The organism is Terrabacter sp. LjRoot27 (assembly GCF_964254175.1).
Classification (GTDB): Bacteria; Actinomycetota; Actinomycetes; order Actinomycetales; family Dermatophilaceae; genus Terrabacter.
In genome coordinates this window covers 1,137,909-1,164,231 of record NZ_CAXUSS020000001.1, presented here as the reverse complement: position 1 = coordinate 1,164,231, position 26,323 = coordinate 1,137,909, and the positions used below count along the sequence as shown (strand labels likewise).

The following is a 26,323-nucleotide window of genomic DNA, read 5'->3' as shown; positions in this document are numbered from 1 at the left end:
CCCGCGATGTGGGGACCGGCCTCCGAGGAGTCGGCGCGATCAGCTCGGCTGGACGAACACCGCGACCGTGCGCGCGGGCACCGAGAAGGAGCTGCTCCCCGGGTCGTATGCCGCCTGCTTGACGACGCTGTCGGCGCCGTTCGCCTGGACCGGGCTCAGCGTCGCCGTGCCGGAGAGACCGGGCACCTTCTGCGTCACGGGGTCGGGGCTCGCGTTGAAGACGACGACCGCACCCCGCAGGGCCGGGTCGACGTCGGCGCCCTTCGTGTCGTCGATCCGCATGACGATGACGCCCTGCTTCGCATCGGCGGTGCCAGACACCGGGAACGACACCTTGGCGTTGATCGCGGCGGCGTTGCCGAGACGGAACAGCTTGGTGCTGAAGCGAAGTCGCAGCAGGTCCTGCGCCATCGCGTCGGCGCTGCGCACGTCGGCAGCCGTCGGCTTGAGCGCCGGGTTGGCGAGCAGCGGCTTCATGAACGGCCACTTGGCCGAGTTCTGCTCCTGCGGCGGCAGGCCGTGACCGAAACCGTTGTCGGCGCCCGTCCAGTCGAGACGGTTGAACCAGTCACCACTGTCGTAGGAGTCGCGGTTGAGCGACTTGCTGCGGAGCAGGTCGGCGCCGGCGTGCCAGAACGACGGCGTCTGCGCCAGAGCGGTCGTCGCGAGCGACAGGGTGTTCATCCGCACCCGGTCCTGCATCGAGGTCGCGACCGGCAGCTTGTACGTCAGCGAGTCGAAGAGCGTCTCGTTGTCGTGGGCGTCGACGTAGCTGACGACCTCGTCGGGCTGGTCGGCGTAGCCGGCCGGGGACCCGTTGTAGTCGACCTGCGTGCCGTTGACGACCGTGCCGGACCTCTGGCTGCGGAAGGTGAACGTCTTGAGGTTGCCGGCCAGCCCGAGCTGGACGAGGTCGGTGTCGCTGCCGAGGCGGGTCGCCGCGTCGGCGTTGACCGCCGCACCGTTGGGGTCGGTGGCCTCGCCCGAGCCGAAGCCCTGGTGCCGCGGGTCCTCGTCGAACGGTCCGCCTCCACGCACGCCGTCACGCAGGCGGTCGGAGAAGGTGCCGATGCCGGTGCCGCCGAGCTGGCCCTGCGTCGCCTGGACGAAGAGCTTGTTGTCGGCCACCTCGCCGAAGTTCCAGCCCTCGCCGTAGAGGTAGATCGCCTTCCCGTCGACGCCGTCCTTCGAGAGCGTCAGGGCGTCGAGGGCCGCGCGCACCGCCAGCATGTTGGCCTTGCTGTGGTGGCCCATGAGGTCGAAGCGGAAGCCGTCGACCCGGTAGTTGCGGGCCCACGACACGACGGAGTCGACCATGAGCTTCTGACCCATGGCGTGCTCGGTCGCGACGTTCTGGCAGCACGTCGAGGTCTCGACGGCGCCGCTCGCGTTGAGGCGGTGGTAGTAGCCGGGCACGACCTTGTCGAGCACCGACTTCTCCGCCTGACCGGACTGCGCCGTGTGGTTGAAGACCTGGTCGAGCACGACCCGGAGGCCGTCCTGGTGCAGGGCCCCGACCATCGTGCGGAACTCGGCCACACGGGCGCCGCCGTCAGCCGCCGCGGTGCTCGACGCGTACGAGCCGTCCGGGACGCTGTAGTGGTACGGGTCGTAGCCCCAGTTGAAGGCGTCCTTGGCCGCGACGGCCCCGACGCACTTCTGCTGCTCCTCGCTGTCGGGGGCGTAGGAGGCGAGGTCGCACTGCGGCGTCTGCTGCTTGGCCTTGTCCTCCTCGATCGAGGCGATGTCGAAGCTGGGGAGCAGGTGGACGGTGTTGAGACCGGCCTTGGCGAGCGCCTTGAGGTGGGCCCGGCCGTCGCCGTCGGCGGCGAAGGCGAGGTAGCTGCCGCGCAGGGCGGCCGGGACCTTGGCGTCGGACATGGAGTAGTCGCGGACGTGCAGCTCGTAGATCGTCGAGTCGACGTCCTGGGCGAGCTTCGGTGACGGGGTGCGGCTCCACACCGACGGCATGAGGGCCGGGCTCGTGAGGTCGACCGCGACGGAGCGGGTCGAGTTCACGGTCAACGCGACCGAGCTGGGGTCGGTGACGACGTTGGTCTCGACCTTGCCCGTCGTCGGCGCCCACACCTTCACCTCGTAGAGGTAGCGGGCGTTGAGCGCCGTCGAGGTGCTGAGACCGGTCGTCCACGCCCCGTCGGCCGACCGCGTCATCGGCGTCCGGCGTGCGGTGTCGACGGGACGGTCTGCCGACCGGGCCGGCCAGGTGAGCAGGGTGACCTGCCGGGCCGTGGGGGCCCAGAGGCTGAACGTGGCCCGGCCGCGCGTGAACGCCACGCCGTAGCTGCGGCCGGCCGCCTTGGCGGCGTAGATCGCGTCGAGGGCGATGGCCGTCTGGGCGCCGGTCGCGTCGAGGAGCTGACCCGTCGAGCCGTACATCGCGACGGCGACCTGGCCCTTGAGGATCTCGGGCATCAGCTTGGCGGTGGCCTTGTCGAGGCGCAGGGCCACGGCGCCCTTGAGCTCGGGGTGGGCGGCGACGAGAGAGGCCGGCAGCCCCGCCGGGTCACGCGTGAGGCTCGCCACGGAGCCGCCGGTGACGGCCTCCGCGTCGACGGCGAGACCACCGTCGGCCGACCAGTGCAGGCGCCAGTCGAGGGTCGCGGGGTCGGTGCCGGCCGGCAGGGCCGACGCCGGCCAGGCGACGAGGTCGGGACCCACGACGTAGGCCTTGGACTTCGTCAGGTCGGGCGCAGCGCCCGCCTTGGAGGTCTTGACCGTGACCTCGTGCGTCGAGGACGTGTACGTGATGGTCGTCAGCACGCCGTCGGCCGGGACCGAGAAGGCGACGTTGTTGCCGGGGTAGGCCTCGGACCAGGACAGACCGACGGCGACCTTGAACTCGTAGGAGCCGGCGGGGATCTGGTCGGTCGTGAAGACGTACGTGCCGTCGCCGTCGGGGTCCTGCAGCCACGAGCGCATGCAGTCGGGCGCCCAGTCGCCGGGGCAGCCGAGCTCACTCTGGAAGCTGCCCGGGGCCGTGATGACCGGGCCGGTCGCGTCGTTGGTCACCCAGTGGGTGCGGTGGTCGTAGTAGAAGGTGACGGGCTTGCCTGCGGCGGTGTAGGCGATGTTGCCGCCACCCTTGACCGCTCCGGCGCCGTAGTTCTCGTCCCACGACTTGTTGATCGCGGCCTTGTACTCGTAGTCGCCGGCCGGGATGGAGTCGAAGGTGCCCTTCCAGATGTCGTCCTTGGCGTCGAGGGCGAGCTGCGCCTGGGCGCAGTCGGGCTGCCAGTCGCCCGAGCAGCCCATCTCGGAGTTGTGGTTGCCGGGGACGCTGACGTTGTCGGGCTGCGTGACCGGACCGACGCCGCCGCCACCGCCTCCCCCGGAGGTCTCGGGCTCGCCCACGGTGCCGTAGGTGGAGGTCGCCGAGACGTGGCCGGCGAGGTCCTTGGCCACGATGCGGTACTCGACGAGCGTGCCCTTGGCGAGGCCGGACACGTCGTGGAAGACGCGGTAGGGCGCGTTGTCGTCGGTGCCCAGCGGCGTCCAGGTGGAGGTGCCGACCGGCCGCTGGAGGAAGGAGACCTCCGCGAACGTGTTGCCGGGCAGAGCCGCACCGATCTCGGCACGACCACCCACGACACCGCCCGCGCTGGGCGACGTCGGGTAGATCGCGGGGGCGGACGTCGGCTGCGCCATGGTGGAGTTCGCCCGGTAGACCGCCACCGACAGCGGCGGGACCGTCACCGTGACGCGCCCGTCGGCCGCCGCGCGCAGGTCGGAGGTGGCACCGAGGAGCGGCACGAGCTTCGAGCCGGCGGAGTAGGTCGAGAACGTCGCGGTCTTGGCGGTCGTGGCGTTGTTGGCGACGACGACGTACTCGCGCTTGGCTGCCTTGTCGATGCGGCTGATCGCGTAGATGCCGGCCGCGTCGGAGGCGTAGCGGTGCACCTGCGCGCCGTCCGCGAGAGCGGGGTTGGCCGCGCGCAGGGCGGAGAGCGCCTTGATCTCACGGTAGAGCGGGGCGGACGTGTCGTAGTGCGCACCGGTGCCCGCGGGCTTGCTGCTGCCGACGACGACGTCGTCCTGGTAGATCGGCGTCTGCGTGGCGAACATGTCCTGTCGCGCGCGCTTGTCGCCGAAGTCGCTGGTCGGGCCGGTGAAACCCTGCTCGTCGCCGTAGTAGACGACCGGGTTGCCGCGGGTCAGGAACATCAGGGACGTCGCGAGACGGTCCCTGGCCAGCAGGTCGTCACCCGTGGCGCCGCCGGCGAGCAGCATCGCGCCGACGCGGCCCATGTCGTGGTTGCCGAGGAAGGTCGGCAGCTCGTAGGCGTTGGAGTCGGTGTCGGTGTAGTAGTCGTCGCCGGCGAAGAGGTCGCGGATGCCCGTCGTCGCCTTGCCCTGGGCGAAGCCGAGTGCCGCACCCTGGAAGCCGAAGTCGAGGGTCGCCGGCAGCGCGCCCTTCGTCGTGAACTGGCTCGTGTAGGCCGGGTTGCCGTCGTAGACCTCACCGAACATGAAGAAGTCGTCGTTGCCGATCGCCTTGGCGTGCTTCAGGATCGACGGCGAGAAGGCCTGCCAGAACTGCATGTTGACGTGCTTGACGGTGTCGATGCGGAAGCCGTCGACGCCGAAGTCGACCCAGGACTTGTAGATGTCCTCCATGCCCGTGACGACCTTCGGGTTCTCGGTGAAGAGGTCGTCGAGACCGGAGAAGTCGCCGTACGTCGAGGACTCGCCGGCATACGTCGAGTCGCCGCGGTTGTGGTAGAGCGTCGTGTCGTTGAGCCACGCCGGGACCTTGACGTCCTTGTCGGCGTCGGCGACCTTCGGGACGTACGGGAAGGACGTGCCCGCCGCCATCGTCGGGAAGCAGTTCGGGACCGTGGCTCCGGAGCAGGCCGGCTTGCCGGCGACGGCGGCGTCGTCGAAGACGTTGCCGCGAGCGTCCTTGTAGGGGCTCGTCTCCTTGTTGACGTAGGTGTAGGTGCCACCGTCGTAGGAGATGACGTCGGCGGTGTGGTTGGTGATGATGTCGAAGTAGAGCTTCATCCCCTTGGCGTGGGCGGCCGAGATGAGTGCCTTCATGTCGGCGTTGGTGCCCAGGTGCGGGTCGATCTGCGTGAAGTCGGTGATCCAGTAGCCGTGGTAGCCGGCGCTCGCGTCGGAGCCGCTGCCCTGCACGGCGCGGTTCTTGAACGACGGGGTGAGCCAGATCGCGGTCGTGCCGAGGCCCTTGATGTAGTCGAGCTTGCCGGTCAGGCCCTTGAGGTCACCACCGTGGTAGAAGCCCTCGTTCGTCGGGTCGAAGCCGGTGGAGAGCGGTCCGCCCGTGAGGCCGCCCTTGTCGTTGGCCGTGTCGCCGTTGGCGAAGCGGTCGGCCATGACGAAGTAGAAGCGCTCCTTCGTCGCGAGCGACCGGAGCGACGAGGCAGCGAGCTTGGTGTCGGCCTTCGTGGCGGCGCCGGGCAGGTCGGTGGGGGCGATCCCGATGGCGTGCGTCGTGTCGTCGTAGGTGAAGCGCAGCGTGGCCGGGCCGGCGAGGACGAGCGGCACGTTGCCACTGCCCTTGCCGTAGCTCTCGTCCCACGAGTGGTTGATCGCGACCTTGAGCTCGTAGCTGCCCGCGGGCACCCGGAACTCGGCGGCATACGTCGTCGTCCCGGGCTCGAGCGTGAGGTCGGTCGCGGTGCAGTCGGGCTTCCAGTCGCCGCTGCAGCCCAGCTCGTCCTGCAGCGACCCGACGACCGTCGCGGTGCGCGGGGCGTCGGCCCGGGCGGTCGGGGCCCCGGCCAGGGGGACGGCGAGTCCGGCCATGACGAGGGCCGAGATGCTGGCGACGGACAGGGCCGGGCGACGGCGCATGCGCACTCCTTTGTGGGCTGGGTCGCTCACGCCCGCGTCTGGACGCTCGACCACCGGGGAGAACCTAGCGCCCGTATCGGACACCACGCCAGACCTGAACTGCAAAATTTTGCACTCACGCTCAGGATGTTGCGGTTTCTTGCGCGGAACGGCAGCCGCTCAGCGCTCTGGACCGCCCGGGCGCGGGACGAGGGCAGCCACGGCCGCGTCGAAGTCGGCAACCCGCGTCACGCTCACCGGACCCTCCGGCACGACGATCCCGTCCGGCCAGCCGGGCCCGCCGACGACGACCTCGAGCGGCCAGTCCACGACCTCGAGGTCGCGCCAGAAGGGTTCGGCCTGCGGCCGGGCGAGAGAGGCCCAGAGGAAGACCGCCCGCGGCTGCGACTCGCGCAGCGCCGACACGAGGGCGTCGGACGGCACGCGCGGGCCGAGGAAGAGGCTCGCCACCCCGTGGCGCGCGAGCTCCGCCTCGAGCGCGAGCAGCGGGAGGTGGTGCTGCTCGTCGTCGGCGCTCGCCAGGACGACGGGCAGGCCGGAGACGCGCAGCCGGTTGGCCCGCACGACCGCGCGCAGCTCGGACTGGAGCAGCTCGCTCGTCAGGTGCTCGGACTGGACCCCGAGCCGCCCCTCCTCCCAGAGGGCACCGACCCGGCGCAGCGCCGGCGCGAAGACGTCGACCCAGGCCCGGCCGACGTCGCGGCGGCGCATGACCTGTCGGTAGAGCAGGGCCATGGTGCGGGGGTCGAGCGCCCGGGCCGCGCCCACGATGGCCTCGACGAGGTCGGTCGCATCCTGCCCGGACCCCGCGGCGTCGCCCACCGACACGGAGACCGCGCCGTCCGTCGCGTCGCCCGCCGCGCCGGGCGCGCGCCCGGACCCGCCACGCTCACTCAGGGCCTCGAGCACGCCGTCCCCCTCGAGACGTTCGGCGATCGCCGCGGCGTCCAGGGTGAGCACCGAGTCCGCCGCGCTCTGAGCGGGCACGCCCTGGGCGGTCAGGCGGGACATCAGCAGCACGCGTCGGATGTCGAGCTCGGTGTAGCGCCGGTGGTTGCCGCGCGTGCGCAGGCTCGGGCCGACACCGTGGCGACGGTCCCAGGAGCGGAGCGTCGGTGCCGCGATCGCCAGCCGCTCGGACACGACACCGACGGGCCAGCCCAGCTCGGGTGGCCGCTCCCCCGGCTCGGGGTCGTCGGGCCCCGTCTGGCCAGGCTCGCTCGGGGCTGCCGGCTGCGGGTTCATGTCGATCATCACCGTTTCACGTTGGTCGCCCGCGTCGGGCGGAGCGGTCCGAGATTCCCGTCATGGACCGCTCCAGCGCCGATCGGGCACCCCGATCATAAACTTATGCAGACCTCTTGTGCAATGCGTAAGTTCTGCGTAAGTTCTGCATCAGATCGCTCGATCGGACCCACGGAGGAAGCCATGACGATCACTCGCCTTCCGCGCCCCACCTACTCCTCGTACGAGTGGCAGGAGCAGGGTCGCTGCCGCACCAAGGCCGTCGAGCAGTTCTTCGCGGACGACCAGGAGCTCGACCAGCGCGAGCGTCGCGAGCAGACCGAGGCCGCCCGCATGGTCTGCGCCTCGTGCCCCGTCCGCGAGCGGTGCCTCGACCACGCGCTCCGGGTGCCCGAGACGTTCGGCATCTGGGGCGGCACGACGCCGACCGAGCGCGCCCAGATGCTCTGGGACGTCGCCGGCTGACCGAGCCGTCAGCGCACGGCGAGGGCGATGACCTCCGCCGTCGGCAGGGCGGCGAGCGCCGACCCGTCGAGCAGCAGCTTGGCGCCGCGCACACCCGCGCCGATGACGACCGGACCGGCTGCGACGACCGCCTCGTCGACGAGCACGGGCCAGCCCGCCGGTAGCCCGACGGGCGTGATCGCGCCCTGCTGCATGCCGGTCAGCTCCTGGGCCTTCGACTGGTCGGCGAACGAGATCTTGCGAGCGCCGAGGTGCTTGCGCACAACGCGGTTGATGTCGGCCCGGTCGGTCGCGAGCACCATGACGGCGGCGAGGGTCGTCTCCTCGCCGCGGCGCGCCTCGACGACGACGCAGTTGGCCGATGCCTCGGGCGCGACGTCGTAGGCCTCGCAGAAAGCCGCCGTGTCGGCGAGCGTCGAGTCGATCGGGGCCACCCGGACGCCCGGCACGTGCTCGAGCGCCGCGGCGACGGGTGGCGCGAGCAGGTCGGGGCGCTCCGAGGCAGCCACCCACGTCAGGTTTCCTTCAGGGCTGGGCATGCCCCGAGCGTAGGCCGCCCGCTCCCTCGCCGCGCCGCGGGGCCCGCATGCCGTGGGCCCGCCCGACGGCATACGGCCCGGACCGCAGACGGGCCCGACGGCACACGGGCGACCGTCAGGGACGCCAGGTGTCGTCGAGCGTCACCGTCCCCGACGCCGGCACCGTGACGGTGCGGTTGGCGCCCGACTCCCACGTCACGGTGCCCGCGGCGTCCTTGCGGAGGTACTTGTACTGCACGACGGTCCCCGGGGTGAGCGACACGGTGCGCCTCCAGACCGGGTAGGCGGACGGGTCGAGCTCGATGGCCGAGGCCGGCGCCCACGAGCCCAGCGCGGCGGCGTCGCCGACGACGTAGACGTCCTGGCCGACGGACGTCGTGGCGTTGACGCCGAAGCTCACCGACGCCGTCGCCGGAACGGCGCCGCTGACGGCGCCCACGTGCAGCGCGATCGTCTCGTTGGCGCCGACCGTCGCCGTGAAGGTCCCCGAGGCGCTCACGGTGTACGTCGCCGCCGAGCAGGTGCCCGACGAGACGGTGCCGTGCGTGACGTCGCAGTACGTCCCGGCGGGCAGCGAGGTCTGGAAGGTCGCGGTCACGGGGCCGGTCTCGTGGTTGACGACGACGTAGCCCTTGGAGCCGCGCCCGAAGGCGATGACGTTGTTGCCGTTGCTCCACCAGCTCGTCACGGCGGTCCCGGCCACGGCGTTGCGAAAGCCCACCATGCCGGCGATCTGGCTCCACGCGTGCTGGCACTTCCACCCGTCGGAGTAGCACGCGTTGACGGCGCCACCGAGCGGCGGTCCGGCGTCGGGGTCGCTCCACTCGTAGCCGGAGAAGACGTTCGGGGCGCCGTACGGCCAGGCGAGCATGAAGACGTTGGCCAGGGTGTACGTCGCGCCCGCCTTGTAGCTCAGGGTCGAGCCGTTGCGCTCGGTGTCCCAGTTGTCGACGAACGTGCGCGCGTTGCCGCTCGGCAGGTAGCCCCACGAGGCACCCCAGCTGCTGAGGTAGCTGAGCTTCTCGCTCGTGAAGATCCGCTTGAGGTCGTATGCCGCCCGGAACTCGTCGACGTCACCGGACCCCGTGTACTCGGTGGGCTGCACGGCCTCGCCGGCCCCGTAGATGACCTCGTGGACCCAGAAGGCGTTGGGGTTGGTCAGCTTGGCCTTGATGGCGGCGAGGTCGGTCGCGGCCACGTGCTTGGCGGCGTCGATGCGGAAGCCGTCGACGCCGAGGCCGAGCAGGGTGTTGAGGTAGCCGGCGATCGCACCGCGGACGTAGTCGCTGCCCGTGTCGAGGTCGGCGAGGCCGACGAGCTCGCAGGTCTGGACGTTGGTGCGGTCGGCGTAGGTGCTGATGTTCTGCCGGCAGCCGTGGAAGTCGCGGTCGGAGTAGACGCTCGGGTAGGCGTACTTCGTGTAGCTGCTGCCGGCCGTGCCCGTGCCCGACCCGGCGCTCATGTGGTTGACGACGACGTCGGCGACGACCTTGACCCCCGCGTCGTGGCACGAGGTCACCATCGAGCGGAAGGCGGTCGGGTCGCCGAGCCGGCCACCGATGCGATAGCTCACCGGCTGGTACGACGTCCACCACTGCGGACCCTGGACGTGCTCGGCCGCCGGTGAGACCTCGACGAAGCCGTAGCCCTTCGGCCCGAGCACGTTGGTGCACTCGCGGGCGACGGCGTCGTAACGCCACTCGAAGAGGGTCGCGGTGACGTCCTTGCCGCCCGGCGGGGTCGCGGCGGCCTGCTGCACGACGGCCGCGGGTCCGTCGACCGGCCCGGCGACGGACCAGCCGACCGCGGCGAGGGCGGCGACCGCCGCGGCGACGAGCCTCGAGCGGCGCGGACGCCGGCGCGGCCCTTCGCGTCCGGGTGGTGGTGGCGGTGTGGACGGTTCGGGCAGGCGCATGCGGCATCTCCTCGTCGAGACGTGCGGTGGGTGCGACGGCGCGGCCGTCACCTCGTGGAAGTTCCTGCACTCACATGCAAGAACTTGCGGCAGTCAACCGCCGCGGGGCACACCCCGCAACCCGAAACGGGCGCTCCCACCTGCAGGGTCACCCGGGGGTCCGCCGGACATCACCGACGGGACCGACAGCACCGTCCCGGGCCTGTCCCGCCACGGTCCGGTCGGTCAGCGGGCCAGCTCGGCGACGACCGTGGCGGCGGGCACCGGTCGGGCCGACCGCCAGCCCGTGCCGGCCCACAGCGCGAGCAGGTCGGGCCGCTCGGCCCGGGCCGACGCCCGCCGCAGCGGCACCGTGAGGTGGTGGACCTCCGGGTAGGCCGCCGGGGCCTGGCCGTCGTGCCGACGCAGGAAGTCGGTCTCGAGACCGCGCGCGAGGCGGCCGGAGTAGGCCCGCGTCACCGCGGTGCGCTCGTAGGCGGGATCGGCGAGGGCGCGACGGTAGGCGAGGCCGGTGCCCGCCTCGGGGGTCAGCAGCAGGGCGGTCCCGATCTGGACGGCGTCGGCGCCGGCGGCACGCACCTTCGCGGCCCGATCGGGGGTCGAGATGCCGCCCGCGGCGACGATCGGGACGTCCGTCTGCGACCGCACGGCGGCGACGAGGTCGAGCAGGTCGGCACCCGAGGGCTCCTTGGCCGGGTCGAGCGTGCCGCGGTGTCCACCGCCTGCCGGACCCTGGAGGCACAGCCCGTCGACACCTGCGCCGAGCGCCGCGGCCACCTCGTCGATGTCGGTGACCGTGGCGACCGTCTCGATGCCGGCGCGCCGCAGCTCACCGAGCACCGCCGTGCTCGGCAGCCCGAAGGTGAACGACACCAAGGGAACTCGCTCGCGGACGACGAGGTCGAGCTTGCGCTCCCAGTCGTCGTCGTCGCCGGGTCTCGGCTCCCCGGGCTCCGCGCCGACGGACCGGGCGTCCTCGCCGAGCGCCTCGCGGTAGGCAGCCACGGCCTCCACGCGCTCGGTGCCGCTCAGCTCTCCGGGCCCGACCGCATACGCGTTCGCCTGGGCGGGCACGAAGAGGTTGACGCCGAAAGGGCGCGGGCTCGCGTCCCACACCTCGGCGATGGCCGACGCGAGCTGTGGGGCCGTGAGGTAGCCGGCAGCCAGCATGCCCAGACCGCCGGCATCGCCGACCGCGGCGACGAGCTCGGGCGTCGTCGGGCCTCCCGCCATGGGCGCGCCGACGACACCGGTCTCGAGCGTTCGCAGCAGCATGCCCCGACGCTACTCCGCTCCCCCGGCCGGGGCACCGGGCCCCGCGGGCGTCGTGGACGGTGTGGGCGGTGTCACCGCGGCCGGACGACCCGCCCCTCGTCCCACACCGGCTCGGTCGACTCGTAGACGCGGCCGTCGGCGCCGAAGACGAGGAAGCGGTCGAAGCCGCGGGCGAACCACCGGTCGTGGGTGACGGCCACGACGGTGCCCTCGAAGCGGTCGAGCCCCTCCTCGAGCGCCTCGGCCGACTGGAGGTCGAGGTTGTCGGTGGGCTCGTCGAGCAACAGCATCGTCGCGCCCGACAGTTCGAGCAGCAGGATCTGGAAGCGGGCCTGCTGCCCGCCCGACAGCGACTCGAACTTCTGCTCGCCCGACCGCGCCAGCTCGTAGCGGTCGAGTGCGCGGGCGGCCTGCTCACGCGGTCGCCCCTCGCGGTGCTCGTCGCCGCGGTGCAGGATCTCGAGGAGGGTGCGCCCCATGAGGGACGGGTGCTCGTGCGTCTGCGCGAACCATCCCGGACGCACGCGGGAGCCGAGTCGCACGACGCCGGAGTGCTCGACGGGCACCGGCCGCACGTCGCCGACGGGCTGGTGCTCGCGCTCGGGGTCGGTGCCGCCGCACGCGAGCAGCCGGAGGAAGTGCGACTTGCCCGAGCCGTTGCTGCCGAGGATCGCGACCCGCTCGCCGTACCAGACCTCGAGGTCGAACGGCTTCATCAGGCCGGTCAGCTCGAGGCCCGTCGCGACGATGGCGCGCTTGGCCGTGCGCCCACCGGTGAGGCGCATCTTGACCGACTGCGTCATCGGCGTCTCCTCGGGCGGTCCGGCCTGCTCGAACTTGGCCAGCCGGGTCTGCGCGGCCTGGTAGCGCGAGGCCATGCCGTCGTTGAACTTGGCCTTGACCTTGAGCGTCTGGACGAGGGTCTTGAGCTTGACGTGCTCCTCGTCCCAGCGTCGACGCAGCTCCTCGAGTCGGTCGTTGCGGTCGGAGCGGGCCTGGGCGTAGGTCGCGAACCGACCGGGGTGCACCCAGAGGGTCGCACCGGCGCCGCCGGGCTCGAGCGTCGCGACCCGGGTGGCGACCCGGTCGAGCAGCTCACGGTCGTGGCTGATGAAGAGCACTGTCTTCGGCGAGGCCACGAGCGCCTCCTCGAGCCAGCGCTTCGTCGGCACGTCGAGGTAGTTGTCGGGCTCGTCGAGGAGCAGCACCTCCTCGGGGCCGCGCAGCAGCGCCTCGAGCACGAGCCGTTTCTGCTCGCCGCCGGAGAGCGTCGTGACCGCGCGCCACTGCGCCTGCTCGTACGGGATGCCGAGGGCCGCGACGGTGCACTGGTCCCAGAGGGTCTCCTGCTCGTAGCCGCCGGCCTCACCCCACTCGACGAGCGCGTGGGCGTAGGCCATCTGGTCGTCCTCGGAGTCGCGCTCCATCATGAGCAGCTCGCAGCGGTCGACCTCCTCGGCCGCCGCGCGGATGCGGTCGGGGGCCACCGAGACGAGCAGGTCGCGCACGGTCGTGTCGTCGCGCACCTTGCCGATGAACTGGCGCATGACGCCGAGGCCGCCCGAACGGGTGACCGCGCCCTCGTGGGCGGCGATGTCGCCCGCGATGATCCGGGTCAGCGTCGTCTTGCCGGTCCCGTTGGGCCCGATGAGCGCAACCTTGGCGCCCTCGCCGACCCGCACCGAGACGTCGTTGAGCAGCGGCCTGCCGTCCGGCAGGCTGAAGGAGACGGAGTTGACGTCGACGTGGCCCACGGGGGTCAAGCCTGACGTATGCCGTGTGGCCGCGTCACCCGGTTAAGCATCCGGTCGCGCACGCGTCACCCCCACGACCAGGAGTCGAGCACGGCGCGGTAGACGTCGAGGGCCTCCGGGTGTGCGGGATCGTAGGTGAGCCGTATCGCGAAGGCCTGCTCGGTGTAGGCGACGACGTAGTAGACGTGGCGCACCTGCTCCGACTGGTCGACGACGATGCCCATCCCCCGGTAGCCGGCGATGTCGCGCTCGGGCGCCGCCATCGGTGTGAGGCCCTTGGCCTCGAAGCCCTCCCGGAGCCCGTCGACGACCTCGGCCAGCGAGTGCGACCCGACCTTGATCGGGCGCTCGACGGCGATGAAGGCCGGCACCTCGTCGTCGTCGGGCTGCACGAGGGTGTCCGGCGGCGGGTCGAGCTCGCGCTCGGCCCGACTCCACCCGACCGGCTGGAGGTAGCTGTAGTCGATGCCGCGGACACGGTCCTCGGTCATCGCGACGGGGCCGACCGCGGCGGGGAGCGCCTTGATGGGGTGACCGGCGCTGTCCGTCGTCGGTGGCGCGGACGTCGGCAGGTGCACGACGCCGACGTCGGTCGGGGTCGGCGTCGCCGGGGCGGGGTCGCCGGAGCACCCGGCGAGGCCCGGGCCCACGACCAGGGCGATCGCCGGGAGCAGGGCCGCCGACGTCCTCACGCGCGCCGCCATCGGGCTACGTCCACGTCCAGGTCGAGAGGAGCTCGTCGAACTCGGCCATCGCGTGCGTCGCGTCGGCCTGGGACGAGCTGAGGGTGAGCAGGTAGATGCGGCCGCCACGTGCGACGCCGTAGGAGCGGGCGAGCACCTTGATGCCCTGCTGCTCGAAGGTCGTCGTGAAGCCGACGGCCGGGGAGCCCGAGACGGTCTTGTCGGGCGCCGAGGAGACCGTGCGTCCCGCCGCGGCCAGCTGCTGACGTCCCTTGGCCAGCTCGTCGTCGAGGACCGACCGGTCGCCGGCGGCCGAGGTGACCACGAGGTTGTTGGCGAAGGACCCTACCTTCTTGGACGAGAGGAGCACGACGTCGATGTCGGCGACGCCGGTCGCCTTGTCGGTCGCCTCGGTCCAGCCCTCCGGGGGCACGACGGTGAAGGCACCGGAACGGCCCCGGACCTCGTCGCCCTCGGTGGTCGTGGCCGAGCCGCCGGAGCCCGACGTGCTGCCCGAGGAGGAGGGGGCCGAGCTGCTCGACACCGACGGCGGCGATGCGGTGGTGTCCTTCGAGCAGCCCGTGAGCACGAGCGTGCACGTGAGGACGCCCACCGAGACGACGCGGGTCGGGCGGGCCTTCATGCGGTCGATCCAACCACAGCGGCCGAGCGGACGCCGGTCCGGTCTCGGGCCTGAGACACCGCTCACGCGGGCGACCGTCGGGCCCGCGTCAGCGACGCTCGTGCCGCCAGGTCGGCGTCCGGCGGGTAGAGCACCTCCTCGAGGCTGAGGCCGTGCGGGGGCATGACGTGGATCCCCGCGGTGCGCTCGCCCCGGTCCCGGAGCGACCGCGGCCACTCCACAGCGCGTCGCCCCTCCCCGACGGGCACCACGGCGCCGACGAGCGACCGCACCATCGAGTGGCAGAACGCGTCGGCCCGCACCGTCGCGGCGAGCACACCGTCGGGCAGGCGGACCCACGAGAAGTCGAGCAGGGTGCGCACGGTCGTCGCGCCCTCGCGCTGCTTGCAGAACGCCGCGAAGTCGCGCAGGCCGACGAGCGAGCGCGCCGCCTCGTCCATCGCCTCGACGTCGAGGGGTCGACGCCACCAGACCGTGTCGTGGCGGCGCAGGGGGTCGCGGGCGGCGTCCGGGTCGGCGAGGCGGTAGAGGTAGCGCCGCTCCACCGCCGAGAAGCGTGCGTCGAAGCCGACCGGGGCGACGGCGGCGCGACGCACGACGACGTCCGGGGCCAGCAGACCGCCGAGACGGCTGACGAGGGCGACCCCGGGCTCGCGGTCGGAGCGTCCCGGGAGCGCCGCCCACGCCTCGGGGTCGAGGTCCACGTGGGCGACCTGACCGCGCGCGTGGACGCCGGCGTCGGTGCGACCGGCCACGGTGACCCGGACGGGCTCGGGGCTGCGCAGCACCGTGGTCAGGGCGGCGGTGAGCTCTCCCTGCACCGTGCGCAGTACCGGCTGCGCGGCCCACCCGGAGAAGCCGGTCCCGTCGTAGGCCAGGTCGAGGCGCACGCGCAGCGTGGACCCGCTCGACTCGCTCGACGCATTCATGGCGCCCGAGCCTAACGGGAGTCCGCTGACGCGCATCGGGCACCCGTCAACCGCCGTGGAGCGCTGCACGTCCTAGAAGTGAGGCACGGACCACCGGGCCCGGGCCCGCCAGAAGGGGGAACCTCCATGCACACCGTCACCCGCAGCCTCCTCGTCGCCGCGTGCGCTGCCGTCCTCGCCGCACCGGTCGCCGCCGGCACGGGCGCGACAGCCACCGCGTCGACCGCACCGTACTGCGGCATCACCTGGGGCTCGACCGCCAAGGCGACGAGCCCCGCCCAGCTCTGGACCGGCGCGGTCACGGGGGTCCGCGCCGGCCGCCACACCTGCTACGACCGGCTCGTCGTCGACGTCGCCCGTGGCCGCGGCACCCTCGGCTACAGCGTGCGCTACGTCAGCGCCGTCACCGCGCCGGGCAGCGGCCTGCCCGTCGCCGTGAGTGGTGGCGCGAGGATCCAGGTCACCGTCGACGCCCCGTCGACCCTCCGCCCGACCACGACGACCTTCTCCGGCTGGACCACCTTCCGGCAGCTGAAGGGCGTGGGCAGCTTCGAGGGCTACACCGACTACGGCCTCGGCGTGCGGGCCCGGCTGCCGATGCGCGCCTTCGTGCTCGTCGATGCCGACGGGGTCCGACGTCTCGTCGTCGACGTCGCCCACCGCTGGTGAGCGCGCGAAGGGCCCCGCACCAGTGGTGCGGGGCCCTTCGCTCGTCGCGCCGGGGCGCGACGTCACTCGACGTGGCTCAGGAGCCCGAGCCGGCCTTCGTGAAGCCGGCGGCCTCGGCGTCCTCGGCCGACTTGAACCAGAACTCGGCGACCGTCTGGTCGTACCACTGGCCGTCGGCCTCGTGGTACTTGCCGGAGTCGGCGTTGCCCTTGACGGTGTAGCTGTCGTCGGGCGACGAGCCGTCCTCGTTCGCGGCGACGGCGCCCTCGGGCAGCGTGGCAGCGGCCTCGGTGGCCTCGGTGGCCTCGGTCGTCTCGACCTTGTCGGCGTCCTCGGCGGCCTTGGTCTCGGCAGCGGCCTGCTTCGACTCGCTCTGCTTCGCAGCGCGCTTCGTGGCGGCCTCGGCCTCCTTGACCGTCGCCTTCTTGGCCGACAGCGGCTCGCGGACGAGCTCGATGACGACCATGGGGGCGTTGTCACCCTTGCGGGGGCCGATCTTCGTGATACGGGTGTAACCACCCTCGCGAGCCGCCATGTCGGGGGCGATCTCGGCGAAGAGGCGGTGGACGACACCCTTGTCGCGCACGACCGTGAGGACGCGACGACGGGCGTGCAGGTCGCCGCGCTTGGCGAACGTGATGAGACGCTCGGCGAGCGGACGCAGACGCTTGGCCTTGGCCTCGGTCGTCGTGATCTTGTCGTGCTCGAAGAGCGACGTCGCGAGGTTGGCCAGGATCAGCCGCTCGTGGGCGGGGCCGCCACCGACGCGGGGACCCTTGGTGGGGGTGGGCATTTCGTTTCTCCTAGAAGTCCGACCAGGCCGTTCTCGAGCAGGGCGCCGAGGGCTCGGTCAAGAAGCGGTTGGTCAGAGACGCTCGTCCTCGACGAACGACTGGTCGTCGTCGTCGCTGTAGTCGTCCTCGCCGTAGCCGTCGACGAGGGCAGACGGGTCGAACCCGGGCGGGCTGTCCTTGAGGGCCAGACCCATGCCGACGAGCTTGGCCTTGACCTCGTCGATCGACTTCGCACCGAAGTTGCGGATGTCGAGCAGGTCGGCCTCGCTGCGGCCCACGAGCTCACCCACGGTGTGGATGCCCTCGCGCTTGAGGCAGTTGTAGGAACGAACGGTGAGGTCGAGGTCCTCGATCGGCAGCGCGAGGTCCGCGGCGAGCGCGGCGTCCGTCGGCGACGGGCCCATGTCGATGCCCTCGGCCTCGACGTTGAGCTCGCGCGCCAGACCGAAGAGCTCCACCAGCGTCTTGCCGGCCGAGGCCATGGCGTCACGCGGGGTCATCGAGTTCTTCGTCTCGACGTCGACGATGAGCTTGTCGAAGTCGGTGCGCTGCTCGACTCGGGTCGCCTCGACCTTGTAGGTCACGGTGAGCACCGGGCTGTAGATCGAGTCGACCGGGATGCGGCCGATCTCCTGGTCACCGGACTTGTTCTGCTGCGCCGAGACGTAGCCACGGCCACGCTCCACGGTCAGCTCCATCTCGAGCTTGCCCTTGTCGTTCAGCGTCGCGATGTGCAGGTCGGGGTTGTGCACCTCGACACCAGCCGGAGGCGTGATGTCGGCGGCGGTGACCGCACCCGGGCCCTGCTTGCGCAGGTACATGACGACCGGCTCGTCGTGCTCCGAGGAGACGACGAGGCCCTTGATGTTGAGGATCATCTCGGTGACGTCCTCCTTCACGCCCGGAACGGTCGTGAACTCGTGGAGCACGCCGTCGATGCGGATGGAGGTGACCGCCGCGCCCGGGATGCTCGAGAGCAGGGTGCGACGGAGGGAGTTGCCGAGCGTGTAGCCGAAGCCGGGCTCGAGCGGCTCGATGGTGAAGCGGCTGCGGTTCTCGACCACGACCTCTTCGGAGAGCACGGGACGCTGTGCGATGAGCACTGTTCATTTCCTTCCCACGGGCGACCGCCATATGACGCCTCGTGAAACTGCCCGGTCGTGATCCGGGCGGGCCGGCTCGGCTCTGTCTGCGAGCGCGACCCCAGGCACAACCCCGGCCGTATGCCGCTGGGCGGGCCCAGCGGCATACGACGTGGGGCTGGTGTCAGTTCTTCGAGTAGAGCTCGACGATCAGCTGCTCGGTGAGCTGCGAGTCGATCTGCGCGCGCACCGGGAGCTGGTGGATGAGGATCTGCAGCGAGCCGTCGACGACCTGCATCCAGGCCGGGACGGGACGCTCGCCGAACGTCTGGCGAGCCAGCTCGAACGGGAAGCTCTCGACGGACTGCTTGCGGACCGTGATGATGTCGTACTGCTCGACGCGGTAGCTCGGGACGTCGACGCGCACGCCGTTGACCTCGAAGTGACCGTGCGTCACGAGCTGGCGGGCGTGGCGACGCGTGCGGGCCAGGCCCGCGCGGTAGACCACGTTGTCCAGGCGCGACTCGAGGATCTGGAGAAGGTTCTCGCCGGTCTTGCCGGGGCGCTTCGCCGCTTCCTTGTAGTAGCGGACGAACTGCTTCTCCATGACGCCGTACTGGAAGCGGGCGCGCTGCTTCTCCTGGAGCTGGGTGAGGTACTCCTTCTCCTGGATCCGGCGACGGCCGTGCTGGCCGGGCGGGAAGGGACGGAGCTCGAAGTTCTTGTCGCCGCCGACGAGGTCCATCTTGAGGCGGCGGGACTTCTTGGTGATCGGGCCGGTGTAACGAGCCATGTTTCTAGTTCTCTCTCTCGCTCAGGGCCGGATCAGACGCGACGGCGCTTGGGCGGGCGGACACCGTTGTGCGGCGTGGGCGTGACGTCGCTGATCGCGCCGACCTCGAGGCCGGTGGCGGTGAGCGAGCGGATCGCCGTCTCGCGGCCCGAGCCCGGGCCCTTGACGAAGACGTCGACCTTGCGCATGCCGTGCTCCATGGCGCGGCGGGCAGCAGCCTCGGCGGCCATCTGGGCGGCGAACGGGGTGGACTTGCGCGAGCCCTTGAAGCCGACCTGGCCGGCAGAGGCCCACGAGATCACGGCACCGGTGGGGTCCGTGATCGAGATGATCGTGTTGTTGAACGTGCTCTTGATGTGAGCGTGCCCGTGGGCGACGTTCTTCTTCTCCTTGCGACGAACCTTCGTCACACGAGCCTTGGGAGGCATTTTTCTCCTACGTCAGAACTGAATGTCGGTGTGGACCACTGATGAGCTCGCCGGGGCGGTCTCGATCAGGGTCACTTGGCCTTCTTCTTGCCGGCCACGGTGCGCTTCGGGCCCTTGCGGGTGCGCGCGTTGGTCTTGGTGCGCTGACCGCGCACGGGCAGACCACGACGGTGACGGAGACCTTCGTAGGAGCCGATCTCGACCTTGCGGCGGATGTCGGCCTGCACCTCACGGCGAAGGTCACCCTCGAGGCGGTAGTTGCCCTCGAGGAAGTCACGAAGCGCAACGAGCTCGGTCTCACCGAGGTCCTTGACGCGGGTGTTGGGGTCGACGCCGGTGGCAACCAGCGCCTCCTTGGAACGGGTGCGACCGACACCGAAGATGTAGGTCAGTGCGACCTCGACGCGCTTCTCGCGCGGAAGGTCGACTCCAACAAGACGAGCCATGTTGGGTTGTCTCCTGATTTCTGTTACGCGGAGGTCTGGAGCAAGGCACCGATCCGGGGTCACGGTCCGCCACACAGAAGGACGGACCACCGGTCCCCGGCCTCCGTGCCGGGGGTGACGTCCTGCGCCGACACGACGGTCGGTCATCAGGGGCCGGGTGCTGCTTTCATTCACTTGTCTTGCGTGCTGTCGAAGTTCTGTCGACGGCGAGGGTGGTGCTTCTGCTCAGCCCTGGCGCTGCTTGTGGCGCAGGTTCTCGCAGATCACCATGACCCGACCGTTGCGGCGGATCACCTTGCACTTGTCGCAGATCTTCTTGACGCTCGGCTGAACCTTCATCTGCCTGCTGTCTTCAGATCGCGCGCCTGCCACCGCGGGCCCCGGAGGGCACGTGACGATCAGGTGCTTGGTTGTGTAATCGGGAGTTGGTGCCTCGCACTCGTCCCGGCCTGACATGCCCGCTCTCGCGGACCGGTCGCGGCCGACCCTGGTGCTCAGCGGTAGCGGAAGACGATCCGACCGCGGGTCAGGTCATAGGGCGAGAGCTCGACCACCACACGGTCCTCCGGGAGGATCCTGATGTAGTGCTGTCGCATCTTGCCCGAGATGTGTGCGAGCACCTTGTGACCGTTGGAGAGCTCCACCCGGAACATCGCGTTCGGGAGAGCCTCGACGATCGTGCCCTCGATCTCGATGACACCGTCCTTCTTGGCCATATCCTCCGTCTATCTGTTGGTGGCCGACCCGGACTGAGCCGGCCTTGGGGCGTGCCTGGGTGCCGTGCTCGTCGCACAGCAGTGACTCAGGCGCCGAGGCACACGACACCCAACGCACAAGACTACGCCACGTGGGGCCGTTCCCCGAAATCGTGGCCGAGGGCGACGACCCTCCCGGACCGGGCGCGCCCGTGACCTCGCAGAGGTCCTCCCACCGGAGGATCCCGTATGCCGGCGCCTTGGGTAGCGTGCTCGCGTGACCGTCCGGCCCAGACCCCAGGCTGCCGCTGCACCTGCGGGACCCGCAGCTGCGGGCCGGCCCCTCGTCGACCGCGTCGGGGCGATCATCGCGCTGCTCTACTTCGTCGGGTCGATCACGGTCGCCGCGGTGCTGGGCCGCAGCGCCTGGTGGGTCAACGTCCGGGACCAGCCCGCGGTCCTCGGCTACGTCGGGATCGGGCTCGGTGCGCTCGCCCTGCTCCTGCTCCCCCGCTTCCCGCGCGCGACGTTCGCGGCGTGCGGCGTCCTCGCCTACCTGCTGTATGCCCTCGGCGCCATGCTCGGGCTGCCGACGGTGCTCATGGCGCTCGTCGCACTCTTCGGCGTCACGCTGTGGACCGACCGGCGGGGCGGGCTGTGGGCCCTCGCGGCGGCCCTGGGCTCGATCGGCCTCGCGACCGCGCTGCTCTTCGTCCGCTACGGCTACTTCCTGCCGCCGCTCGAGACCTTCCTGTCCGACCGCGTCGCCGTCTTCCTCTTCAACAGCGGCGCCGTCGTCGTGCTGACGTGGGCCGTCGCCGACCAGGTCCGGGCTGCCCGGGAGCGGGCGGCCCTGCAGCACGAGTCCGCGTCGCACGCGGCCGAGGCGGCCGCGCACGAGCGGGCCGAGCGTGCTGCGGTGAGCCGCGCCGACGGCCTGGCCGACCGGCAGCGGATCGCCCGCGAGATGCACGACGTCGTGGCGCACGGGCTGTCGGTGATGATCGTGCAGGCCGACGGGGCGCGCTTCGCGGCCGCCTCCGACCCCGACGCCGCGACGACCGCGCTCGCGACGATCGCCGCGACGGGGCGGGCCTCGCTGGCCGAGATGCGGCGGCTGCTGGGCGTGCTCCGCGACGACGCGACCGAGGTCCCGGACGCACCCCAGCCGGGCCTCGCCGACATCGAGACGCTCGTGGCGGGCCTCACCGCGGGCGGGAGGGTCGTGCACCTGCGCCAGGAGGGCGAGCTGCTCCCCCGCGACGCGACCGAGGGTGACGCCGCGACCGGGCTGACGGCGTACCGCATCGTCCAGGAGGCCCTGACGAACGTCATGAAGCACGCGGGCGACGACGCGACCGCGTGGGTGAGCGTCACGGTCGACCCGACCCGCGTCGTCGTCGAGGTCGTCGACGACGGCGTCGGGGACGGCGGGGACGGCGGCGCCCCCGGCCACGGGCTGCGCGGCATGGCCGAGCGGGTCGACGTGCTGGGCGGCTCGCTCGTCACGGGGCCCGACCCCCGCGGCGGCTTCCGGGTCGTGGCGACGCTGCCCCGCCTCGCCGCCGAGGCCACCCGGCCCATCGAGGTGTCCCCGTGATCCGCGTCATGATCGTCGACGACCAGGCGCTGGTGCGCGCCGGCTTCGCGATGCTCGTCCGGTCGCAGCCCGACCTCCTCGTCGTCGCCGAGTGCGCCGACGGGCAGCAGTGTCTCGACACCCTCTCCACCGTGCCGGTGGACGTCGTCCTCATGGACGTCCGCATGCCCCGGATGGACGGGATCGAGGCCACCCGTCTGATCGTCGAGCGTGGCTGCGCCACCAGGGTTCTCGTGCTCACGACCTTCGACCTCGACGAGTACGCCTTCACGGCCCTGCGGGCCGGCGCCTCCGGCTTCCTCCTCAAGGACGCGCCTCCCGAGGACCTCCTCGCCGCGATCCGGACGGTGCACGCCGGCGACGCCGTCATCGCCCCGTCGACGACGCGCCGCCTCGTCGAGACCTACGTCCGGAGCGCCCCGGTGGCGCCGGCGCTCCTCGACCGCACCACGGCCCTGACCGACCGCGAGCGCGAGGTCTGGGTGGCCATCGCCAACGGTCTGACGAACTCCGAGATCGCCGCGGCCCTCTTCGTGTCGGAGACGACGGTCAAGACGCACGTCGGCCACATCCTGGCCAAGACCGGGGTGCGCGACCGCGTCGCGCTCGTCGTGCTGGCCTACCAGACGGGTGCCGTGGCACTGTCCTGAGCCGGTGCGGACCGCACGTGGCCGCAGCGGCCTCCACCCGGCCGGCAACCGGCTCCTCCCACGGGAGGAGGCCGGGTTCGGCCCGCGGCCCGATGTGCGTCCCGGGGCCGCGCTCCTAGCGTCGAGCCATGATCGAGACCGACCCGTCGACCACCGTCGACCCCGCGTCACCGGGGCCCGTCCTGCTGGCCGGCGAGCTCGCCGAGGCCGTCGTCGACCACGAGGCCGTCGCGGCCAACGTCCGCGCCCTCCGCGACAGCGCCGGCACCCGGCTCATGGCCGTCGTCAAGGCGGATGCGTTCGGGCACGGCGCCGTGCCGGTCGCGCGCACCTGCCTCGCCGCCGGGGCGTCGTGGCTCGGGGTGACCCGCGTCAGCGAGGCGCTCGAGCTGCGTCGGGCCGGCATCGCGGCTCCCGTCCTCGCCTGGCTGTTCGAGCCGGCCCGCGCCGAGGAGGCTGTCGCCGCCGACGTCGACCTCTCGGTGAGCAGCCCCGTCGACCTCGCCGCGGTCGCCCGCGCCACGGGGCGCGCCCGCATCCACCTCAAGCTCGACACCGGCCTGCACCGCAGCGGCTGCCCGGGCGAGGACTGGGCCCGGCTCGTCTCGGCCGCCGCAGCGCTGGAGTCGGCCGGCCGGGTCCGGGTCGCCGGTCTGTGGTCCCACCTCTCGCACGGCGGCGAGCCCGACGCGGTCGCCACCCACCGGCAGCTGCTCATGTTCCGCGTCGGCGTCGACCTCGCCCGCGCCGCCGGACTGCGACCAGAGGTCGTCCACCTCGCGAACACCGCTGCGGTGCAGACGAACTCGCGCCACACGGCATACGACCTCGTCCGGGTCGGAGCCGGGATCTACGGGATCGGCGACGGGCTCCGCCCCGCGCTCACCCTGCGAACCCGGGTCGTCCAGGTGCGCCACGTCGCGGCGGGCCGCGGGGTCGGCTACGACCACCTCGGCCGCACGACGCGCGACACCCACCTGGCGCTCGTGCCGCTCGGCTACGCCGACGGGCTGCCGCGAGCCGCCACCGGCCGGGCGAGCGTCTGGGTCGGCGGGCGCCGGGCGCCGCTCATCGGACGGGTGTGCATGGACCAGGTCGTCGCCGACGTGGGCCCGGAGCCGGTCGCGGTCGGCACGGAGGTCCTCGTCCTCGGCGCGGGCGACCGCGGCGAGCCGACCGCCCGTGACTGGGCGCGCTGGGCCGGCACCAACGAGCACGAGATCTACACGGGCATCGGCGCACGCGTCGCGCGCCGACACGTCGGGGGCGCCCACGGCATCGCGGTGCCCGGCGTCGGAACGGAGGAACGATGAGGGTCGCCGTCATCCACGGGGGCACGAGCTCGGAGCACGACGTGTCGGTCGCGAGCGGTGAGGGGATCGTCGCCGGCCTGCGGAGCGCGGGCCACGACGTCGTGCCCGTCCTCGTCGACCGGTCGGGCGAGTGGCGGACCGGCGCGGGCTCGGGCGTGCTGCACGCCGCCGAGACGCTGCGGGGCTGCGACGTGGTGGTGCCCGCGCTGCACGGGGTGCTCGGCGAGGACGGAACGGTGCAGGGGTTCCTCGAGATCCTCGGGGTGCCCTACGTCGGCTCGCCCGTCGCGGCGAGCGCCGTGTGCCTGGACAAGCAGCTGACGAAGCTCGTCGTGGCCGCCGCCGGGGTGGCGGTCGCGCCGGGACTGTTCGTCCCCTCGGAGCGGGCGGTCGCCGCGACGCGCTCGGCCGCCGAGCTCCAGCGCCTCGTCGACGACGTGCTCGGGGCCGGGCTGCGCGGCCCGCTGTTCGTCAAGCCGGTGCACGGGGGGTCGAGCGTGGGGGTCACCAGGGTCGACGCGAGCGCCGACGGCGGTCGCCTCCGGACGCCCGGGGCCCCGTCGGGTGCTCTGCCGGGTGCCCTGCCGGGCGGCGGTCTGTCGGACGCCCTGTCGCGGGCGCTCTCGACCGCTCTCGAGCACGGGACGGACGGAGTCCTCGTCGAGGCAGAGGTGGCCGGCCTCGAGGTCGACGTGCCGTTGCTCGAGCTGCCCGACGGGCAGGTGCGGTGCGGGCCCGCCCTGCTCGTCGAGAGCGACCCCGACGAGCCGTTCTTCACCGAGGCCGCAAAGTACGCCGGGGCCGGGACGAGGTTCACCGTGCCCGCCCCGCTCCCCCCGGAGCAGACGGCGCGCCTCGGTGAGTTGGCGACGACGGCGTACCGGGCGCTCGGGTGTCGCGGTCTCGCCCGTGTCGACTTCCTCGTGGGACCGGACGGGCCGGTGCTCAACGAGGTCAACACCTTCCCCGGTTTCACCCCGGCGTCGCAGTTCCCGCGGATGTGGGCCGCCGCCGGTCTGACCTACCCGGCGCTCGTCGACCTCCTCGTGCGCACCGCCGCCGGCCGGCCGGTCGACGCGCCCCGTGGTGTGGTCGTCGGATGAGCGCGTCACCGAGCCGGACGTCGCCGGGCAGCTCCACGAGCCCGCTGCTGCTCGCCGACCCGCGGGTCAGCTCCATCCCCGTCGTCGAGGACGGCTCCCCGCTGGTCGACCTCGCGAGCGTCGGGGTGCGGGTCGAGCACCAGCCCCCGCCACCACCACCGGGTCTCGGTCTGCCGGGCTCTGCACCGGACCGGGCGACCGCGCCCCCGCCCGGACCGCACCGGCTGGTCCGACGCACGCTCGCCGACCGTCTCGGCGAGGCCGGGGCCCTGCTCCCCGACGACCTGCACCTGCTCGTCGTCGAGGGACTTCGTCCGCTGGACACCCAGCGGATGATCCACGCCGCGTACCGGGCGCGCCTCGCGACCGAGCAGCCCGGGCTCGACGCTCACGCCCTCGACCGGCTGGCGAGCCGGTTCGTGGCCCCACCGGCCACGGCCCCGCACGTCAGCGGGGCCGCCGTCGACCTGACGCTCTGCGACGACGACGGGCGCCGGCTCGACCTCGGTTGCCCCGTCGACGCGACCCCCGAGCAGAGCGGTGGGGCGTGCTACTTCGACGCCCCCGGCATCGGTGACGAGGCGCGCCGCCTGCGGGGCGCGCTCGCTCGCGCCCTGGGACGGTCAGGCATGGTCAACTACCCGACCGAGTGGTGGCACTGGTCGTTCGGGGACCGCTACTGGGCCCACGTCACCGGCAGTCCCTTCGCGATCCACGGACCGGTCACTGCGCCGGACGGTGTCGCAGGCGCGACGACGACGCTCAGCGCTCGAGCTCGGCCCGGCGCAGGGTGACGATGCGCTCGATGACCTCGTCGGGGATCGGCTGGTCGACGGCGAAACGGATCGTGCCCTTGCTCAGGGAGTGACCCGTGAGGTCGGGCGCGACGGCTTCGACGACGGCCGGGCTGAACGGGAAGACCGAGAGGTGCTTGGCCGCCGCCGTGATCCCGAGGAGCGGGCGGCCGGCGAGGCGCAGCGCCGGCATCCCGTAGCTCGTGCCCTCGTCCGCCTCGGGTGCCACGCGACGCGCGACGTCGACGACGTGCTGGAGGGCTGCGCGCTGGGCCGGCTCGAGTCCGCCGAGGTAGTCGCCGATCGTTCCCACCCGGCCATGGTCGCACCACCGTCGCCGCCACGGGCGGGTTCGCCACCCCCGGTCGCCCGGGTATGGGTGGGCGACCCCTCCACGGTCGTCGTCGTGACGACCCTCCACGAAAGGCCACCATGAGCGCTCGCACCCGCACGCGCACGCAGACCTCCACCGTCGTCGTGCTGCTCTGGCTCCTCATCGGCGTCTTCGCCGCCTTCCAGCGCGGCTACTTCGGCTCGTCCGACCCCAGCTGCAGCCGGCTGGCCACGACGGCCGTGACGATCGTCGCCGGACCGCTCAACTACGTCGGGCTCGACCCGCGCATCGGCTGCTCGACGCCTCAGCCCTCGAAGTAGCCGGGAGCCGGCGGGTGGG

General features: G+C 72.1%; 25 protein-coding genes. 8 read left to right on the top strand and 17 right to left on the bottom strand.

The genetic code is table 11. From position 1 onward, the window contains the following. Positions 1–39: 39 nt before the first annotated feature. Positions 40–5,835 carry a pullulanase-type alpha-1,6-glucosidase gene (gene pulA, locus ACSQ2D_RS05480; RefSeq protein WP_435984974.1) on the bottom strand — a complete coding sequence of 1,932 codons (5,796 nt, stop codon included), beginning with the start codon at positions 5,833–5,835 and terminating at the stop codon, positions 40–42. 159 nt (positions 5,836–5,994) lie between these two features. Next, the gene (locus ACSQ2D_RS05475) at positions 5,995–7,080 is read right to left on the bottom strand and encodes a MerR family transcriptional regulator (protein ID WP_435984973.1); all 1,086 of its coding nucleotides are present in this window, start codon (positions 7,078–7,080) and stop codon (positions 5,995–5,997) included. Between the two features lie 183 nt (positions 7,081–7,263). Here ACSQ2D_RS05475 and ACSQ2D_RS05470 point away from each other — a divergent pair, with 183 nt between their 5' ends. Further along, positions 7,264–7,545 carry a WhiB family transcriptional regulator gene (locus ACSQ2D_RS05470; protein ID WP_020143197.1) on the top strand — a complete coding sequence of 94 codons (282 nt, stop codon included), beginning with the start codon at positions 7,264–7,266 and terminating at the stop codon, positions 7,543–7,545. An 8-nt stretch (positions 7,546–7,553) separates the two neighbouring features. On the opposite strand, the gene ACSQ2D_RS05465 is transcribed toward ACSQ2D_RS05470, so the two are convergent. From ACSQ2D_RS05465 to truA, 7 genes are all read right to left on the bottom strand, one after another. Continuing rightward, positions 7,554–8,084, bottom strand: coding sequence for a YbaK/EbsC family protein (locus tag ACSQ2D_RS05465; RefSeq protein ID WP_435984972.1), 531 nt, complete (start codon positions 8,082–8,084; stop codon positions 7,554–7,556). A gap of 115 nt (positions 8,085–8,199) precedes the next feature. Next, positions 8,200–9,999 (bottom strand): carbohydrate-binding module family 20 domain-containing protein, encoded by a 1,800-nt coding sequence (locus ACSQ2D_RS05460; protein ID WP_435984971.1) that lies wholly within the window; start codon positions 9,997–9,999, stop codon positions 8,200–8,202. Between the two features lie 225 nt (positions 10,000–10,224). Continuing rightward, a complete protein-coding gene (locus tag ACSQ2D_RS05455) occupies positions 10,225–11,274 on the bottom strand; it encodes an NAD(P)H-dependent flavin oxidoreductase (protein WP_435984970.1) in 1,050 nt (349 codons plus the stop codon). 71 nt (positions 11,275–11,345) lie between these two features. Continuing rightward, complete coding sequence (locus ACSQ2D_RS05450) at positions 11,346–13,028, bottom strand: ABC-F family ATP-binding cassette domain-containing protein (RefSeq protein ID WP_435984969.1); 1,683 nt, start codon at positions 13,026–13,028, stop codon at positions 11,346–11,348. A gap of 65 nt (positions 13,029–13,093) precedes the next feature. Continuing rightward, positions 13,094–13,720 (bottom strand): hypothetical protein, encoded by a 627-nt coding sequence (locus ACSQ2D_RS05445; RefSeq protein ID WP_435984968.1) that lies wholly within the window; start codon positions 13,718–13,720, stop codon positions 13,094–13,096. Positions 13,721–13,736: 16 nt separating this feature from the next. Further along, on the bottom strand, positions 13,737–14,354 hold the full coding sequence (locus ACSQ2D_RS05440; protein WP_435984967.1) for a hypothetical protein: 618 nt from the start codon (positions 14,352–14,354) through the stop codon (positions 13,737–13,739). Between the two features lie 62 nt (positions 14,355–14,416). Then, the gene (gene truA, locus ACSQ2D_RS05435) at positions 14,417–15,283 is read right to left on the bottom strand and encodes a tRNA pseudouridine(38-40) synthase TruA (protein WP_435984966.1); all 867 of its coding nucleotides are present in this window, start codon (positions 15,281–15,283) and stop codon (positions 14,417–14,419) included. 126 nt (positions 15,284–15,409) lie between these two features. On the opposite strand from truA, the gene ACSQ2D_RS05430 reads away from it, so the two are divergent. Then, positions 15,410–15,952, top strand: coding sequence for an AMIN-like domain-containing (lipo)protein (locus ACSQ2D_RS05430; RefSeq protein ID WP_435984965.1), 543 nt, complete (start codon positions 15,410–15,412; stop codon positions 15,950–15,952). 76 nt (positions 15,953–16,028) lie between these two features. Here the strand turns inward: ACSQ2D_RS05430 and rplQ are convergent, their stop codons facing one another. The 7 genes from rplQ to infA all read right to left on the bottom strand — a co-directional run bounded on the left by rplQ (position 16,029) and on the right by infA (position 20,211). Next, positions 16,029–16,745, bottom strand: coding sequence for a 50S ribosomal protein L17, sunset domain variant (rplQ, locus tag ACSQ2D_RS05425; protein ID WP_435984964.1), 717 nt, complete (start codon positions 16,743–16,745; stop codon positions 16,029–16,031). 72 nt (positions 16,746–16,817) lie between these two features. Then, the gene (locus tag ACSQ2D_RS05420) at positions 16,818–17,849 is read right to left on the bottom strand and encodes a DNA-directed RNA polymerase subunit alpha (RefSeq protein WP_020143206.1); all 1,032 of its coding nucleotides are present in this window, start codon (positions 17,847–17,849) and stop codon (positions 16,818–16,820) included. Positions 17,850–18,012: 163 nt separating this feature from the next. After that, the gene (rpsD, locus tag ACSQ2D_RS05415) at positions 18,013–18,621 is read right to left on the bottom strand and encodes a 30S ribosomal protein S4 (RefSeq protein WP_045191881.1); all 609 of its coding nucleotides are present in this window, start codon (positions 18,619–18,621) and stop codon (positions 18,013–18,015) included. A gap of 32 nt (positions 18,622–18,653) precedes the next feature. Then, entirely contained in the window at positions 18,654–19,049 is a 396-nt protein-coding gene (gene rpsK / locus ACSQ2D_RS05410) for a 30S ribosomal protein S11 (RefSeq protein ID WP_034801606.1), read from the bottom strand. Positions 19,050–19,120: 71 nt separating this feature from the next. After that, positions 19,121–19,495: a 30S ribosomal protein S13 gene (rpsM, locus tag ACSQ2D_RS05405; protein ID WP_020143209.1), complete on the bottom strand. Its 375-nt coding sequence runs from the start codon at positions 19,493–19,495 to the stop codon at positions 19,121–19,123. A gap of 225 nt (positions 19,496–19,720) precedes the next feature. After that, on the bottom strand, positions 19,721–19,834 hold the full coding sequence (rpmJ, locus tag ACSQ2D_RS05400; RefSeq protein WP_006592630.1) for a 50S ribosomal protein L36: 114 nt from the start codon (positions 19,832–19,834) through the stop codon (positions 19,721–19,723). Between the two features lie 155 nt (positions 19,835–19,989). Next, positions 19,990–20,211 carry a translation initiation factor IF-1 gene (infA, locus tag ACSQ2D_RS05395; protein ID WP_013493543.1) on the bottom strand — a complete coding sequence of 74 codons (222 nt, stop codon included), beginning with the start codon at positions 20,209–20,211 and terminating at the stop codon, positions 19,990–19,992. Positions 20,212–20,467: 256 nt separating this feature from the next. Between infA and ACSQ2D_RS05390 the strand changes: the two genes are divergently transcribed. From ACSQ2D_RS05390 to ACSQ2D_RS05370, 5 genes are all read left to right on the top strand, one after another. Then, complete coding sequence (locus ACSQ2D_RS05390) at positions 20,468–21,790, top strand: histidine kinase (protein WP_435984963.1); 1,323 nt, start codon at positions 20,468–20,470, stop codon at positions 21,788–21,790. 8 nt (positions 21,791–21,798) lie between these two features. Beyond that, positions 21,799–22,440, top strand: coding sequence for a response regulator (locus ACSQ2D_RS05385; RefSeq protein ID WP_435987819.1), 642 nt, complete (start codon positions 21,799–21,801; stop codon positions 22,438–22,440). 128 nt (positions 22,441–22,568) lie between these two features. Then, on the top strand, positions 22,569–23,753 hold the full coding sequence (gene alr, locus ACSQ2D_RS05380; protein WP_435984962.1) for an alanine racemase: 1,185 nt from the start codon (positions 22,569–22,571) through the stop codon (positions 23,751–23,753). Continuing rightward, the gene (locus ACSQ2D_RS05375) at positions 23,750–24,856 is read left to right on the top strand and encodes a D-alanine--D-alanine ligase family protein (RefSeq protein WP_435984961.1); all 1,107 of its coding nucleotides are present in this window, start codon (positions 23,750–23,752) and stop codon (positions 24,854–24,856) included. The genes alr and ACSQ2D_RS05375 overlap by 4 nt, the downstream gene beginning before the upstream one ends. Beyond that, positions 24,853–25,650, top strand: a complete 798-nt coding sequence (locus ACSQ2D_RS05370; protein WP_435984960.1) for a M15 family metallopeptidase — start codon at positions 24,853–24,855, stop codon at positions 25,648–25,650. Before ACSQ2D_RS05375 ends, ACSQ2D_RS05370 begins: the two co-directional genes overlap by 4 nt. Here the strand turns inward: ACSQ2D_RS05370 and ACSQ2D_RS05365 are convergent. Then, entirely contained in the window at positions 25,619–25,963 is a 345-nt protein-coding gene (locus ACSQ2D_RS05365; protein WP_435984959.1) for an iron chaperone, read from the bottom strand. The two genes, ACSQ2D_RS05370 and ACSQ2D_RS05365, sit on opposite strands and share 32 nt — an antisense overlap. Before the next feature lie 119 nt (positions 25,964–26,082). Between ACSQ2D_RS05365 and ACSQ2D_RS05360 the strand changes: the two genes are divergently transcribed. Next, complete coding sequence (locus ACSQ2D_RS05360; protein ID WP_056822077.1) at positions 26,083–26,304, top strand: hypothetical protein; 222 nt, start codon at positions 26,083–26,085, stop codon at positions 26,302–26,304. The last annotated feature ends 19 nt before the right edge of the window (positions 26,305–26,323 follow it).

Coding starts and splice junctions, on each gene's coding strand:
- ACSQ2D_RS05475 (WP_435984973.1), bottom strand. CDS start 7,080: ATGAACCCGCAGCCGGCAGCCCCGAGCGAGCCTGGCCAGACGGGGCCC.
- truA (WP_435984966.1), bottom strand. CDS start 15,283: ATGAATGCGTCGAGCGAGTCGAGCGGGTCCACGCTGCGCGTGCGCCTC.
- ACSQ2D_RS05430 (WP_435984965.1), top strand. CDS start 15,410: ATGCACACCGTCACCCGCAGCCTCCTCGTCGCCGCGTGCGCTGCCGTC.
- ACSQ2D_RS05460 (WP_435984971.1), bottom strand. CDS start 9,999: ATGCGCCTGCCCGAACCGTCCACACCGCCACCACCACCCGGACGCGAA.
- ACSQ2D_RS05385 (WP_435987819.1), top strand. CDS start 21,799: ATGATCGTCGACGACCAGGCGCTGGTGCGCGCCGGCTTCGCGATGCTC.
- ACSQ2D_RS05360 (WP_056822077.1), top strand. CDS start 26,083: ATGAGCGCTCGCACCCGCACGCGCACGCAGACCTCCACCGTCGTCGTG.
- rpsD (WP_045191881.1), bottom strand. CDS start 18,621: ATGGCTCGTTACACCGGCCCGATCACCAAGAAGTCCCGCCGCCTCAAG.
- pulA (WP_435984974.1), bottom strand. CDS start 5,835: ATGCGCCGTCGCCCGGCCCTGTCCGTCGCCAGCATCTCGGCCCTCGTC.
- infA (WP_013493543.1), bottom strand. CDS start 20,211: ATGGCCAAGAAGGACGGTGTCATCGAGATCGAGGGCACGATCGTCGAG.
- ACSQ2D_RS05470 (WP_020143197.1), top strand. CDS start 7,264: ATGACGATCACTCGCCTTCCGCGCCCCACCTACTCCTCGTACGAGTGG.
- alr (WP_435984962.1), top strand. CDS start 22,569: ATGATCGAGACCGACCCGTCGACCACCGTCGACCCCGCGTCACCGGGG.
- ACSQ2D_RS05440 (WP_435984967.1), bottom strand. CDS start 14,354: ATGAAGGCCCGCCCGACCCGCGTCGTCTCGGTGGGCGTCCTCACGTGC.
- ACSQ2D_RS05370 (WP_435984960.1), top strand. CDS start 24,853: ATGAGCGCGTCACCGAGCCGGACGTCGCCGGGCAGCTCCACGAGCCCG.
- rplQ (WP_435984964.1), bottom strand. CDS start 16,745: ATGCCCACCCCCACCAAGGGTCCCCGCGTCGGTGGCGGCCCCGCCCAC.
- ACSQ2D_RS05465 (WP_435984972.1), bottom strand. CDS start 8,084: ATGCCCAGCCCTGAAGGAAACCTGACGTGGGTGGCTGCCTCGGAGCGC.
- ACSQ2D_RS05375 (WP_435984961.1), top strand. CDS start 23,750: ATGAGGGTCGCCGTCATCCACGGGGGCACGAGCTCGGAGCACGACGTG.
- rpsM (WP_020143209.1), bottom strand. CDS start 19,495: ATGGCTCGTCTTGTTGGAGTCGACCTTCCGCGCGAGAAGCGCGTCGAG.
- rpmJ (WP_006592630.1), bottom strand. CDS start 19,834: ATGAAGGTTCAGCCGAGCGTCAAGAAGATCTGCGACAAGTGCAAGGTG.
- ACSQ2D_RS05455 (WP_435984970.1), bottom strand. CDS start 11,274: ATGCTGCTGCGAACGCTCGAGACCGGTGTCGTCGGCGCGCCCATGGCG.
- rpsK (WP_034801606.1), bottom strand. CDS start 19,049: ATGCCTCCCAAGGCTCGTGTGACGAAGGTTCGTCGCAAGGAGAAGAAG.